Origin of the sequence: Streptomyces diastaticus subsp. diastaticus (assembly GCF_011170125.1) — a bacterium.
Lineage (GTDB): Bacteria > Actinomycetota > Actinomycetes > Streptomycetales > Streptomycetaceae > Streptomyces > Streptomyces diastaticus.
Window position 1 is genome coordinate 54,712 of sequence record NZ_BLLN01000001.1, and the last position, 13,565, is coordinate 68,276.

The window sequence follows — 13,565 nt, forward strand, 5'->3', positions numbered from 1 at the left end:
CGGCATGGACATCCACCAGGCAGCACCCAGCGCCCCCGCCGCACCAGGAGGAGCCAGAACCATGTTCGACACGGTGCTCGTCGCCAACCGGGGCGAGATCGCGGTCCGCGTCATCCGCACCCTGCGCGAGCTGGGGGTGCGCTCGGTCGCGGTCCACAGCGACGCCGACGCCGACGCCCGGCACGTCCGGGAGGCCGACACGGCCGTACGGATCGGACCGCCGGCCGCCGCCGAGAGCTACCTGCACATCCCGGCCCTGCTGGCCGCCGCCCGCCGCACCGGCGCGCAGGCGGTCCACCCCGGGTACGGCTTCCTCGCCGAGAACGCCGCCTTCGCGCGGGCCTGCGCCGAGGAGGGGCTGGTCTTCATCGGGCCGCCCGCCGAGGCCATCGCGCTGATGGGCGACAAGATCCGTGCCAAGGAGACGGTGCGCGCGGCCGGCGTCCCGGTCGTCCCCGGCTCCTCGGGCAGCGGCCTGACCGACGCCGAGCTGGCCGCCGCCGCCCGCGAGATCGGCATGCCCGTCCTGCTGAAGCCCTCGGCGGGCGGCGGCGGCAAGGGGATGCGGCTGGTCCGCGAGGAGGCGGCGCTCGCCGAGGAGATCGCCGCCGCCCGGCGCGAGGCCCGCGCCTCGTTCGGCGACGACACCCTGCTGGTGGAGCGGTGGATCGACCGGCCCCGGCACATCGAGATCCAGGTGCTCGCCGACGGCCACGGCGACGTCGTGCACCTCGGGGAGCGCGAGTGCTCGCTCCAGCGCCGCCACCAGAAGATCGTCGAGGAGGCGCCGAGCGTCCTGCTGGACGAGGCGACCCGGGCCGCGATGGGCGAGGCCGCCGTCCAGGCCGCCCGCTCCTGCGGCTACACCGGCGCGGGCACGGTCGAGTTCATCGTCCCGGGCGACGACCCGGCCGGGTACTGCTTCATGGAGATGAACACCCGCCTCCAGGTCGAACACCCCGTCACCGAGCTGATCACCGGCATCGACCTGGTCGAGTGGCAGCTGAGGGTGGCCGCCGGCGAACCGCTCCCCTTCACCCAGGACTCCATCACCCTCACCGGCCACGCCGTCGAGGCCCGCCTCTGCGCCGAGGACCCCGCCCGCGGCTTCCTGCCCTCCGGCGGCACCGTCCTCGCCCTCACCGAGCCGGCCGGCCCCGGCGTCCGCACCGACTCGGGCCTCGACGAGGGCACCGAGGTCACCAGCCTCTACGACCCGATGCTGGCCAAGGTCATCGCCCACGGCCCCGACCGCCCCACCGCCCTGCGCCGTCTGCGCGCCGCACTCGCCGACACGGTCACCCTCGGCGTTCCCACCAACGCCGGGTTCCTGCGCCGCCTCCTGGCCCACCCGGACGTGGTCGCGGGCGCCCTCGACACCGGCCTCGTCGCCCGCGAGGCCGACGCCCTCGCCGACCCGGGCGTCCCGCCGGAGGTGTACGAGGCGGCGGCCGCCGTCCGCCTGGCCGAGCTGGCCCCGGTGCCCGACGCGCGGGGCTGGAGCGACCCGTTCGCCGCCACCGACGGCTGGCGGCTGGCCGGCCCGCCCGCGCCGGTCGTCCACCATCTCCGCGTCCCCGGCCAGGACACCGTGGCGTACACCGCCGAGGCCCCCGGCACCCACCGGGTCACCGCCGACACCGTCGCCGTCACCCTCGACGGCGTACGCCACTCCTTCCGCCGGGCCGGACAGTGGCTGGCCCGTGAGGGCGACGCCTGGCAGGTCACCGACGTCGACCCGGTCGCCGAGGCGCTGGCCGGGGCCGACCGGGCGGCCGGGGCGAAGGCGCTGACCGCGCCCATGCCCGGCACGGTGACGCTGGTCAAGGTCGCCGTCGGCGAGGAGGTCGAGGAGGGGGAGGGCCTGCTGGTGGTGGAGGCGATGAAGATGGAGCACCTCATCCGCGCCCCGCACGCCGGCACGGTCACCGAACTCGACGTCTCCCCGGGCACCACGGTCGCCATGGACCAGGTCCTGGCCGTGGTCGCCCCGCCCGAGGCCCCCGAGGCCCCGTCCGGGGAAGCCCCCGCCGAGGCCGCCGGCGCACGGCGGGCTCCCGCCACCCCCGCCGAGGAGGCCCAGGCATGACGGAATCACCCGCCCCCGCCGCCGCGCCCGGCACCCCGGGCCTGCCCATGGTGGTCCGCGCCGACGGGCTGCCCGCGCGGGTCCGCGTCCACGAGGTGGGCCCGCGCGACGGCCTCCAGAACGAGAAGACGGTCGTCCCCACCGAGGTGAAGGCCGAGTTCGTACGGCGGCTCGCGGCCGCCGGGCTCACCACCGTGGAGGCGACCAGCTTCGTCCGCCCCGAGTGGGTGCCCCAGCTCGCCGACGCCGAACTGCTCTTCCCGATGCTGGACGACCTCCGCGAGGCCGGCACGGACCTGCCGGTCCTGGTCCCCAACGCCCGTGGCCTGGACCGGGCCCTGGCGCTCGGCGCCCGGCACGTCGCGGTCTTCGCCTCCGCCACCGAGACCTTCGCCCGCCGCAACCTCAACCGGACCGTCGCCGAGTCCCTCGCCATGTTCGAGCCGGTGGTCACCCGCGCCAAGGCCGAGGGCCTGCGGGTGCGCGGCTACCTCTCGATGTGCTTCGGCGACCCGTGGGAAGGCCCGGTCCCCGAGGCCCAGGTCGTCCAGGTCGCCACCGCCCTGCACGCCATGGGCTGCGACGAGCTGTCCCTCGGCGACACCATCGGTGTCGCCACCCCGGGCCAGGTCGGCTCGCTGCTGCGCGCCCTGCACGCGGCGGGCGTCGGCCCCGGCTCCCTCGCCGTCCACTTCCACGACACCTACGGCCAGGCGCTCTCCAACACCCTCGCCGCGCTCCAGCACGGCGTCACCGTCGTCGACGCCTCCGCCGGCGGCCTCGGCGGCTGCCCGTACGCCCGAAGCGCCACCGGCAACCTGGCCACCGAGGATCTGGTGTGGATGCTGCACGGCCTCGGCATCGACACCGGCACCGACCTCGGCGCGCTCGTCGCCACCAGCGACTGGCTCGCCGGGCGGCTGGGCCGCCCCAGCCCGTCCCGCACCGTCCGCGCCCTCTCCCACCAGGAGTAGCGCGCTCCCCCTGCTCTGCCGCCGTACCCTGTCGCCGCAGCTCACTAGGAGTCGTACCCGATGTCCCTGGACCACCGGCTCTCCGCCGAACACGAGGAACTCCGCCGTACCGTCGAGGCGTTCGCCCACGACGTCGTCGCCCCCAAGATCGGCGACCTCTACGAGCGCCACGCGTTCCCCTACGAGATCGTCCGCGAGATGGGCCGCATGGGCCTGTTCGGCCTGCCCTTCCCCGAGGAGTACGGAGGCATGGGCGGCGACTACCTCGCCCTCGGCATCGCCCTGGAGGAACTGGCCCGTGTCGACTCCTCGGTGGCCATCACCCTGGAGGCGGGCGTCTCGCTGGGCGCCATGCCGATCCACCTCTTCGGCAGCGAGGAGCAGAAGCGCGAGTGGTTGCCGCGCCTGTGCTCCGGCGAGATCCTCGGCGCCTTCGGCCTGACCGAGCCCGGCGCCGGCTCCGACGCGGGCGGCACCCGCACCACCGCCCGCCTCGACGAGACGACGAACGAGTGGGTGATCAACGGCGGAAAGTGCTTCATCACCAACTCCGGTACGGACATCACCGGCCTGGTCACCGTCACCGCCGTCACCGGCCGCAAGCCCGACGGCTCCCCGCTGATCTCCGCGATCATCGTCCCGTCCGGCACGCCCGGCTTCACCGTGGCGCCGCCGTACTCCAAGGTCGGCTGGAACGCCTCCGACACCCGTGAGCTCTCCTTCGACGAGGTCCGCGTCCCCGCCGCCAACCTCCTCGGCGAACGGGGCCGTGGCTACGCCCAGTTCCTGCGCATCCTCGACGAGGGCCGCATCGCCATCGCCGCGCTGGGCACCGGCCTCGCCCAGGGCTGCGTCGACGAGTCGGTCAAGTACGCCGCCGAACGCCACGCCTTCGGCAAGCCCATCGGCGCCAACCAGGCCATCCAGTTCAAGATCGCCGACATGGACACCCGCGCCTACACCGCCCGCCTCGCCTGGCGCGACGCCGCCAGCCGCCTGGTCGCCGGCGAACCCTTCAAGAAGCAGGCGGCCGCCGCCAAGCTGCACTCCTCCACCGTCGCCGTGGACAACGCCCGCGACGCCACCCAGATCCACGGCGGCTACGGCTTCATGAACGAGTACCCGGTCGCCCGCATGTGGCGCGACTCCAAGATCCTGGAGATCGGCGAGGGCACGAGCGAGGTCCAGCGAATGCTGATCGCACGGGAGTTGGGGGTGGGCGGGGGGCGGGGGTAGCAAAGCCCCCTCCGGAGCCCGCCCACAGTCCGGAAGAACGACCGCCGGCATCAGCTCCGGACAGGTATCGAAGCCACACCTCCGAGTCGCCCCGCCTACCCCGGCATCTGGCGGCCCCGCCCAGCCCTCCTCGGAGGACCGGGCGGGGCTTCCCTCCGATCATTGGCGCCCGGAAGTGCGTCCCGCCGCGCTCTGGCAGCGCCGACGGGCTCCGGCGCGAACTCCTCCTCGGTCGGGAGCAGGTCGGTGATCAGCTGCCACACCTGCTTCGGGTCGACACGGACCAGTTTCAGCGGGGTCGTGTCGTCCACCTGGCCAGGCAGGATCGGCTCGCTGGGCAGTTCGCGGTGCCAGTAGCCGAGCGGGCCGCAGTCCCAGACGGCGAAGCCGCGCACCTGCATAGCCGGCTTGCCCTCGTCGTGGCCCTTCCAGGCGGCCGTCATCCGCCAGCTGGACCGCATCCCCGCGACGAGCTTGGCGAGGGTGGCCACCTGAGGCTTCCGGGTGAGCCCCGCGCCCCTGAGTGCCTCCGCGATCCGGGCGAGTCCGTCCTCGGCGCTCAGCCCGGGCAGGCCGTCCAGCGTGTCGAGCCCGGCGTCGAGCACGGCCATGGTCGTCTCCACGACCGGGGTGGCGACCTCCTCATACTCCTCGCCCTGGAGATTGACCATCCGGGCCAGCGCCCAGACGAGCATGTTCGGTTCCAGCCGGACGTACTCGGACTCCTCGGAGCCGGGCCACGACTCGTGCGAGTAGACGTACCCGTCGCCGATGGTCACGCCGTGGTGCAGGGTGCCGTGCTCCCCGAGCGCCTCGACGTGGAGGACCACGGCCGGGGCGCGCAGGGTGCTGACGAGCGGGGCTAGCAGTATGGAGAAGTCGCCGGCCTCGTCGGTCAGGCCGGTCTCCCGGAGCTCACGGTCGGGGCCGGCCAGCTCAGCCGGGACCTCCTCCCCTTCGATGCGGTGTCCGAGGACGGCGAGGTGCTGCTCAGCGAGGCGGAAACGGCCTCGGGTGCTGTCGTAGGAGGGCATGATGTGTCACTTTCGGCAGATGGGCGGAGCGCAGGATCGGTCCGCTCCTCAGTCCAGCCAGGTGAGAGAGCGGGAGAAAACGGAGCGGATCGCGCCGTTCCGGGTGAGGTTGCGGGTGTCGACGCCCACCATCACGGCTGCCAGGGCCACGTCCGTCGGCGTTGCCGCTCCGGTGATGGTGAACGTGACCTTCTTGGCCTTGCCGCGTCCGTGGTGCTGGGTACGGATCTCCACCCCGTCGCGGATCAGGGCGTGGTTCTTCGTGCCCCCACTGGTGGCTTGGTACCGGTAGCTCCTGCCCTCGACCTGCATCTTGACGGCGCGGCCCGCCCTGGTCTGCGCCCACCGGTTCCGCCGCAGCCGGACCCCGGCTCCCCCGACGGTCAGGGAGGCGAACAACAGGGAGGGGGTACGCACGTACGCCCACCCGTCGAAGGTGGTGGTGGGGACGAGGTCCCCGGTCACCTCGGTCACGTGGTGATCGCCGTGCCTGCGGGCCGGATAGACCACCTCGATGCGCCCGAAGGACGACGCTTCGCCCCGGTACCCGAACTTCCAGTCGAGGCGGTGGCCCGACCGGTCCTCCCAGCGGCCGAGCGTGAATGTCTGCTTTTCCATGGTTCCTTCCCATCGCACCGGCCGACGCGGCTGCGGGCCGTCCGCTGTCAGTCGAACGGGTTGAGGGCACTGCCCAGTTTCGAGGCCCCGTCGGACAGGGCCTTTCCTGCCTTCTCAGCTTTGTCACCGACCCAGTCCTTCGCCTTCTCGGCACCTTTGCTGATGTCGTCCCAGTTGTCCCAGACGAGAGTGCCCGCGTAGGCGACGCCGGTGCCGACCGCGAGGCCGATGGTGACCGGGTTGGGGGCGACCATGGCGGCGGTGAGGGAGGCGTTGAAGGCCGTACCGGTCCAGTTGGAGAGGTACTTGGCCTTGTCCTCCTTCCAGGCCTTGCCGTGGTCCATCGTCGCCAGGTTGGCCACGCCCCAGGCGGTGGCGAGGCCGGAACCGACAACACCGGCGCCTCGCATCCAGCCGGCGGCCTTGGCGGCGTTGGCGAGGCCACCACGCTGGGCGACGCGCAGGAGGTTGGCCTCACTCGCCGTCGGCAAGTAGAAGGACCCTTTGCGCATGTACCCCGCGAGCATCGCCGCCTCGTCCGAGCCCGAGAGCGCGCCGACCGGCAGCCGGGCGAGCCAGCTGCCCGCCCTGGGGACCCTGCCCAGTTTGTCCCAGCGACTGTTGATCAGGCGGGCGGTGAGCGTGCCAGGGGCGTTGAGCACCTTGGACGACTTGAAGTACGAGATCAGCGACTTACTGCCCAGTATCGCCGTCGTCGACGAGGTGAAGAAGGCGGAGAGGTTGGCCGCGCCCTCAATGTAGGTCGAGACCGCCTTCCCCAGCTTCTCGTTCCCCGTCATCTGGGTGACCGCGTCACCCTGCACGCGCACGAGCCAGTCGTCGAGAGTCTCGTCGTTCTTCTTCTTCAGCCAGTCGTTGTCCAGCTCCCTCGTTCGCCGCTGCCGCATTGGCCACCAGCAGCAGGTCGGGAGGGAGGTTCTTGTTCTTCAACTGCTCGGGCGTGAACCCCGCCAGCAGCAGCCCAGCGAGCGGATCACCGTCCTCCAGGCGCGCGTACGCCGCCTTCTTGCGCAGTTCGGGCCCGGTGTCCGAGACCCAGGTCCGCATGGGCCGCAGCGAGCTGAGTTTACCCGACACCCCGAGCGAGGACGCCCGAGTGAACGCCTCGTCGAGCTTGTCCGACAACCCTCCCCGTCCGTCGAGCAGTTTGGCGAGCTGCTCCAGGTCCTTCGGGTTGACCAGTCTGTTCGGCTTGCCTGTCACGGAAGCTCCTTGTGATGTCCGGCGCCGGACCCCTCCCCTGAGGAGGGAGGAGCACAGGCATGCGAACACGGTACCCAGCGAACTTCAGTGCAGTGATCGGCAGTTCAGCTCTCCTGCCGCGCCCGGGTGAGCGCCTCCAGCAACCGCTCCCGGTCATGGGTGGCGATCAGCAGGGACTCCCCCTCCTCAGTTTCCACCGCGAACTCCTCCATGCCCAAGGGCACCGCCCAAGCCCCGCCCACGAGCCTCGGTGGCCCCAACTCCCGGTTCCTACGGCGCATTTCCGCCAACTCGTCCGGCGTGCTGGACTTCAGGAGGGCCATCAGCTCGGACGCCGGAGGCTGTTCGCGCGCCTCCCGTATCGACTCCGGGGTGAGCGAGGCGACCGGGATCGTCTCCCGGCCCACGGTCAGTTGACCGTCCCGCACGCGGATGCGGTTGTAGCGGCGTTTGGAGAGGGGGGCTCCGTTGAAGACGACGGCGAGGAGGGCTGAGGAGCCGACGATCACCCACCACACCGTGCTGTCATCGGGGAGGAGCTTCGTGCCCTGCCAGATCACCCAGGCTGTCAGTACCAGCAGAGTGCCTACCGTCCACCGCTTCGGCAGCTTCTCCTCGTACGTCACCGCGCGCCCGTAGGTCGTCGCCTGATCCCCCCCCCATTTGCCTGAGCCATGCCCCGGCCCTCCGCACCTTCGTCGACCCGTCATCCAGGCCAGGCTACGATCTCCCGTCGACAGCCTCAGACCCCCCGCGCCCGCGTCAACGCCCGCAGCAACCCCGCCCGGTCGCGCGTCGCGATGACCAGGGACGCCCCCTCCGCCGTCTCCACCACCAGTTCCTCCATGCCGAGCGGGACCGCCCACGCGCCGCCCACCAGCCGTGGGCGAGTGAGGGCGTTGCTGCGGCGGCGGGCTTCCCTGAGCTGGTCGGGGGTGAGGGAGGCCCGGTATTCGCGTAGCCCCGCGCGGCCCGGTTCGTTGGCGGCGGCTGCGAGGGAGACGGGGGTGAGGGAGGCGACGGGGAGACGTTCACGGCCGACCCGCAGTTCGCCGCCGTCCAGGTGGATGCGGTGGTAGAGGCGCTTGGAGAGCGGGACCGCGAGGAGGCACAGGAGAAGGAGCGAGGACATGGCACAGACCACCAGCCAGGCGGTGAGGTCGTCCGGGAGGAGCTGGAGCGCCTGGTAGGCGGCCCAGCCGGCGTACGCAACGAGGCAGATCCGGGTCCAGGCGCGGGGCGGCTCCTCCCGGTATGTGACGGAGAGGTCCACGTCGGGCGTGTTCTGGTACGGCCTCTGCCGGCCTGGCTGGTCCATGTGAGGGCTCCTGTGCTGACCGGGGCGGGTGCGCGGGGCGGCGGGGCGCCCAGCGTACGGAGAGTCCCGCCGCGGGCGGCAGCCGCCCCGGCCGGCTGGAGCGCGGGTCAGCGGGGCATGGCCGTGGGCTGGGCGTCGGGGCGCATGGCGGCGTCCGTGCCGCCGTCGACGGTGAGGAGCGCTCCCGTGGTGAAACCGGCCTCCGGGCTGAGGAACTGGGCGACCCAGAAGGCGATGTCGGCGGGCCGGCCGAAGATCCCGCGCGGCATCGGAGTGGGGAAGGCGTCCGGGTCCAGGTCGTCCTCGGACATGGTGGAGCCGGTCATCAGCGGAGTGACGACGGCGCCGGGGGCGATGGTGTTGAGGGTGATACCGCGCCGGGCCCATTCGGGCGTGACAGCGGTCAGCCGGGCCCAGCGGGCCAGGGCGAACTTCGAGGTGGCGTAGGCGCTGATGCTGGGGCTGGTGGCGAGTGCGGCGGGAAGGGAGCGCTGCGCGCCGGCCGCGTGGGCGCGGGCGGCCTCCTCGTCACCGGCGAGGAGCAGACCGACGAGGCGGTCGTCGATCATCGGCACGGTGGTGGCCGAGTTGGAGCCGATGACCACCGCGCGGCCGCCGCCGTCGCGCTCCAGAGCGGGGCGCAGGGCGTCGAGCAGCGCGACGGGGCCGAAGTAGTTGATCGAGGCGACGGCGGCCGCGTCGGGCAGGTTCGGGCCCACGCCCGCCACCGCGGCGACGCCGTCCAGGACCCCGCCGCTCAGCCGCAGGACCTCGTCGGCGGCGTGGCGGCGCCCGTCGGCGGTGCCGAGGTCGGCGGTGACGTCCGCGTCCCGCAGGTCGACGCCGACGACCTCGTGCCCCGCCTCCCGCAGCCGGGCCGCGCTGGCGGCCCCCATGCCCGAGGCGCTTCCGGTGACCGCGTATGTACCCATGGCCGTGCTCCTTGCGTTCTTCTGGTCGGTGCCGGACCGCGTCCTGCGATCCGCCCCCCTTCCAAACATAAACCAATCACTGATTGAATCGGCGTCGGCCGAGGCCACGGCTGTGATGGAATGTCCGGCGTGACGCAAGTGGACGCCTCGACCCGCCAGCGCCTCCTGACGGCGGCCAAGCAGCTCTTCCTGGAGAAGGGGGCCGACCAGGTCTCCCTGCGCGCCGTCAACGCCGAGGCGGGGCTCAACCCGGGCGCCGTCCACTACCACTTCGGCTCCCGCGAGGGCCTGGTGTCCGCCCTGCTGGAACAGGAGCTGGGGCCGGTCTGGAACGCCCGCTGGGCCGACGAGCACGGGCGGACGACCGGGGAGCCGGAGATCCGCCGGCTGGTGGCGGGGCTGGTCGAGCCCTTCGCCGACCTGGTCACCACGCGCGACGGCCGGGTCATGTGCCATCTCCTGGCCCGCACGGCACTCCCCTCCGGCCAGCTCCCGAACGCCCCGACCGCCTTCACCCCGGCGCCCTTCGAGGTACGCGTCGGCCGCGCCCTGCCGGAGCTGGCACCGCAGGAGGTCAGCGAACGGTGCGCGCTGGCCTTCACCCTGGTGATGGAGACCTACGGGCGCCCGATGGCGAAGGGCCCGGCGGAGAACGTCTCCTTCCCGGCGACCGCGACGGTGATCACCTTCATCCTGGCCGGCCTGACGGCACCACCCGGGAGACCGGACGGAGCGTGAGCCGCTTCCGGGCGCTGCCCCGCAGGGCCCACTCCCCGGCACGACCGGGCCGAGCGCCGCCGACGGCCGACGGACGGCGCACGCGACCCCGCCTCCGGCCCCGTCACGAACAGGCCGAGGCGCGGGGCGAGCCGAAGCCCGAGCCGGCCCCGTTCGCCTTTCACTGCCGGCCGGGGACCGGCGAGGGCCGGACTCGGGCACGTGGGTGCCGGATCGTCCGGGAGGGCCGGCTCTGGTCCGCCCCCTACCTGGCCGTGTGACCGGACTGGGCCTGCTGACCTTCGCCAGGAGCGCGTCGAGGCCGCGGGAGCGCTCGTCCGAGGGGGGGCGGCACCCGGACCTCACGCGGTTGCTCGTGGGGTCGCGGACCACGCCGGAAGGCTCCGCCGGCGCACGGCCGAGGCCCACTCCTCGGGCGGGCGGCGGACCCGCTGCTCGTCCTGGTCCACGGCGGCTCCCCACGTGATCGCGGCGGTGCGGCCCCGCACGGGGCCACACCCTTCACCGCGGCGGACCGTAAGGCTGAGCCCGGGGCTCAGACCGCCGCCCACCCTCCGTCGACCGGGAGGATCACCCCGTTGATGTTGCTGGCGGCGTCGGAGGCGAGGAAGACGATGGCGGCGGCCTGCTCCTCGGCCTGGGCGGGGCTGCCGATGTTGCGCATGTAGGAGCCGAGGACGGCCGGGCCGTGGGCCTCGCGGTCGGCGTCGACCTGGATGTTGGTGGCGGTGCCGCCGGGCGCGACGGCGTTGGCGCGCAGGCCCTTCTCGCGGTACATGACGGCCACGGACTTGGTGAGTCCGGCGACGCCGTGCTTGGCGGCGGTGTACGCGGCGCCGGCGGCGCTGCCGCGCAGGGACGCCTCGGAGGCGGTGAAGACGACCGCGCCCCTGCCGGTGGCGAGCAGGTGCGGCAACGCGGCTCGGGTCAGCAGGAAGGGGGCGGTGAGGTTGACCCGGATGACCCGCTCCCACTCGGCGTCCCCGGTGTCCCCGGCGGCCGACATGCGGTCCATGATCCCGGCGTTGTTGACGAGGACGTCGAGGGAGCCGAACCGCTCGACGGCGGTGGCGACGACCCGGTCGACGACCGCCTGGTCGCCGAGGTCGCCCACGACGGTGACGGCGGTGCCGCCGGCCTCGGTGATCTCCCGGGCCGCGGCCTCGGCGGCCTCGCCGTTCAGGTCGGCGAGGAGGACCTTGGCGCCCTCGGCGGCGAAGCGCAGGGCGGCCGCCCTGCCTATGCCGGAGCCGGCTCCGGTGACGACGACGGCGCGGCCCGCGAGGCCGGTGGTGGTGCTCATGGGTGCTCCTGGATTCAGGGGGTGTACACGTCAGGGGGGTGTACACGCTCGACGGTACCCCCTTTGTGGCGCGGAGCGCCATGAAGGCAGAGCGCGCCAACAAGGCCCACGACCGGCACTCCGACGTAGGATCGCCGCAGGTGACGACTGCGATACGGGACGGGGCGCGAGCGTGGCGGCAGGCAAGGACGGCGCACCGGGTGCCCGGATCGGCCGGCCACCGCTGACCGAGCGGCGCAGGGCGGCGACCCGGCTGGAGATCGCCCGCGAGGCGGTGCGCCTCTTCGCGGCCCGGGGGGTCGCGGCCACCACCGCCGACGAGATCGCGGCGGCGGCCGGGATCTCCCCCCGCACCCTGTGGCGGTACTGCTCGTCCAAGGAGGAGTGCGTCAGCCCCCTGCTGACCACGGCCCTGGACACGGCCGCCGAACGGCTCACCTCCTGGCCGCGCGAACGCGCCTTGACCGACGGCATCAGCGAACACCCGCCGGGGCGTTCGGCCGCCGCCCTCGCCGACGACGAGCAGGCCCTGCGCGACCTGGTCCGCCTGGTGCGCACCGAACCGGGGCTGCGCGCGGTCTGGCTCCAGGTCCACCACGCGGCCGAACCGGTCCTCGCCCGCGTCTTCGCGTCCCGCACCGGCCTCCCGCCCGACGCCCTCGCCCCCCGGGTCCAGGCCGCCCTCCTCAACAGCGCGCTGCGCGTGGCCGTCGAGGAATGGGCCTGGAACGAGGAGCGGGGTACGACCACCCCGGGCCAGGTCATCAGCGAGGTGCTGGCCATCGCGGCGGCGGGGCTGCCCCGCTGATCCCGGCCGCGGCGACGGCCCGCCGCCCCCTCCCCCTCCCCAGCCGCCTCCGATGAGGTTAGGCTTACCTCAGCGCCATTCGACGCCGAGGGAAGGCCCGTCCCATGACCACCACGCCCACCGCCCCCGCCCGCACGCCCTTCCGGTTCTTCGGCGTGGAGGTGCGCGGCACCCGCCACCTCTCCCCCTCGATGGTGCGACTCACCTTCGGCGGCGAGGAGTTGGCACTCTTCGAGTCGGGCGGGCGGGACCAGAGCCTCTCGTTGTTCCTGCCGCACCCCGGGCAGCGCGAGCCGCGCGTACCGGTGGAGGCGGGCGAGAACTGGTGGGCGGTCTACCGGGCGATGCCCGAGGAGGAGCGGGCGGTGATGCGCTCGTACACGGTGCGGGCGCAGCGGCGGGCCGACGACGGGACGACCGAGATCGACGTGGACTTCGCGCTGCACGGCGACGGCGGCCCCGCCTGCCGGTGGGCGGCGTCCGCGCTGCCCGGGGACCGTGTGGTGGTGCTGGGCCCGGCCGTGACGGAGAACGTCTCGGTGCGGTTCCGGCCGCCGGCGTCGGCCGGGTGGGCCCTGATGTGGGCGGACCTGACCTCCCTGCCGGCCACCGAGGCGATCCTGGAGTGGCTGCCGGCCGGCTTCCCGGTGCGGCTGTGGATCGAGGTGCCGCACGCCGCCGACCGGCGCGAACTGGCCACGGCCGCCGCCGCGGAGATCACCTGGCTGGTCGCGGACGAGGGTGCCCCTTCGGCGGCCGACGCGGTCCGGGCGGCCGAACTGCCCGCGGGCGAGCCGTACGTGTGGATCGCGGGGGAGGCGGGGCGGATGCGGACGCTCCGCCGCCACCTGGTGGGCGAGCGCGGCATCGACCGGCGCGCGGTGACCTTCGTCGGGTACTGGCGCGAGGGCACGAGCGAGGAGCAGTTGCGCGCCGAGTCGCTGGCGACCGGCAAGCGGCGCACCGCCTGAGGGGATCCCGCCCCGCGCGTCCGGAGAGGGCCGCGCGGGGCTCTTTGCGGGCAAGTGGGCTGACGAGCCGTCAGGCACGCAGGTCGTCGCCGCGCGGCCGCCACGGAGCCCGACCGGCCGGACAAGGGGGACACCGAGGGGCGGGCACCCCACAAACCGGGCCCGGATGGGCGGATCACGGCCAACGGCGATGCATCCGGCCACAGTTGACGGAAACGGCCCCCTGTGGACTCCCACCGGTCGGCATTAGGTTAGGCTCACCTAAGTTCATCACACCCCGTGTGGTGCTCACCCCCAGGAGCATCACTTGCCCCCTCACC

Annotated in this window: 12 protein-coding genes and 1 pseudogene; 6 read left to right on the forward strand and 7 right to left on the reverse strand. The window is 73.3% G+C overall.

All coding sequences use genetic code 11. The features are described from left to right. Positions 1–61: 61 nt before the first annotated feature. From Sdia_RS00210 to Sdia_RS00220, 3 genes are read left to right on the forward strand one after another with little or no spacing between them, the layout of a single operon-like run. On the forward strand, positions 62–2,089 hold the full coding sequence (locus Sdia_RS00210; protein ID WP_100452638.1) for an acetyl-CoA carboxylase biotin carboxylase subunit: 2,028 nt from the start codon (positions 62–64) through the stop codon (positions 2,087–2,089). Further along, positions 2,086–3,063 carry a hydroxymethylglutaryl-CoA lyase gene (locus tag Sdia_RS00215; RefSeq protein ID WP_115069856.1) on the forward strand — a complete coding sequence of 326 codons (978 nt, stop codon included), beginning with the start codon at positions 2,086–2,088 and terminating at the stop codon, positions 3,061–3,063. The genes Sdia_RS00210 and Sdia_RS00215 overlap by 4 nt, the downstream gene beginning before the upstream one ends. Positions 3,064–3,123: 60 nt before the next feature. Beyond that, positions 3,124–4,299, forward strand: coding sequence for an acyl-CoA dehydrogenase family protein (locus tag Sdia_RS00220; protein WP_189500423.1), 1,176 nt, complete (start codon positions 3,124–3,126; stop codon positions 4,297–4,299). A 95-nt stretch (positions 4,300–4,394) separates the two neighbouring features. Here the strand turns inward: Sdia_RS00220 and Sdia_RS00225 are convergent, their stop codons facing one another. The 6 genes and pseudogenes from Sdia_RS00225 to Sdia_RS00250 form a co-directional block, all read right to left on the reverse strand. Beyond that, entirely contained in the window at positions 4,395–5,333 is a 939-nt protein-coding gene (locus Sdia_RS00225) for a hypothetical protein (protein WP_229831556.1), read from the reverse strand. Between the two features lie 48 nt (positions 5,334–5,381). Beyond that, on the reverse strand, positions 5,382–5,951 hold the full coding sequence (locus Sdia_RS00230) for a hypothetical protein (protein ID WP_181844150.1): 570 nt from the start codon (positions 5,949–5,951) through the stop codon (positions 5,382–5,384). Between the two features lie 47 nt (positions 5,952–5,998). Beyond that, positions 5,999–7,175: pseudogene (locus Sdia_RS00235) on the reverse strand (hypothetical protein). Positions 7,176–7,279: 104 nt separating this feature from the next. Beyond that, positions 7,280–7,801 carry a hypothetical protein gene (locus tag Sdia_RS00240; RefSeq protein ID WP_189500424.1) on the reverse strand — a complete coding sequence of 174 codons (522 nt, stop codon included), beginning with the start codon at positions 7,799–7,801 and terminating at the stop codon, positions 7,280–7,282. 116 nt (positions 7,802–7,917) lie between these two features. After that, positions 7,918–8,493 (reverse strand): hypothetical protein, encoded by a 576-nt coding sequence (locus tag Sdia_RS00245; protein ID WP_100452635.1) that lies wholly within the window; start codon positions 8,491–8,493, stop codon positions 7,918–7,920. A gap of 107 nt (positions 8,494–8,600) precedes the next feature. Next, entirely contained in the window at positions 8,601–9,425 is an 825-nt protein-coding gene (locus tag Sdia_RS00250) for an SDR family oxidoreductase (protein ID WP_115069854.1), read from the reverse strand. 129 nt (positions 9,426–9,554) lie between these two features. Between Sdia_RS00250 and Sdia_RS00255 the strand changes: the two genes are divergently transcribed. Beyond that, the gene (locus tag Sdia_RS00255; RefSeq protein ID WP_100452633.1) at positions 9,555–10,163 is read left to right on the forward strand and encodes a TetR/AcrR family transcriptional regulator; all 609 of its coding nucleotides are present in this window, start codon (positions 9,555–9,557) and stop codon (positions 10,161–10,163) included. A 535-nt stretch (positions 10,164–10,698) separates the two neighbouring features. Here the strand turns inward: Sdia_RS00255 and Sdia_RS00260 are convergent. Continuing rightward, positions 10,699–11,466 (reverse strand): SDR family NAD(P)-dependent oxidoreductase, encoded by a 768-nt coding sequence (locus tag Sdia_RS00260; RefSeq protein WP_100452632.1) that lies wholly within the window; start codon positions 11,464–11,466, stop codon positions 10,699–10,701. A gap of 172 nt (positions 11,467–11,638) precedes the next feature. Here Sdia_RS00260 and Sdia_RS00265 point away from each other — a divergent pair, with 172 nt between their 5' ends. Next, entirely contained in the window at positions 11,639–12,274 is a 636-nt protein-coding gene (locus Sdia_RS00265) for a TetR/AcrR family transcriptional regulator (protein WP_229831557.1), read from the forward strand. A gap of 104 nt (positions 12,275–12,378) precedes the next feature. Further along, entirely contained in the window at positions 12,379–13,245 is an 867-nt protein-coding gene (locus Sdia_RS00270; protein WP_185393003.1) for a siderophore-interacting protein, read from the forward strand. Positions 13,246–13,565 lie beyond the last annotated feature (320 nt).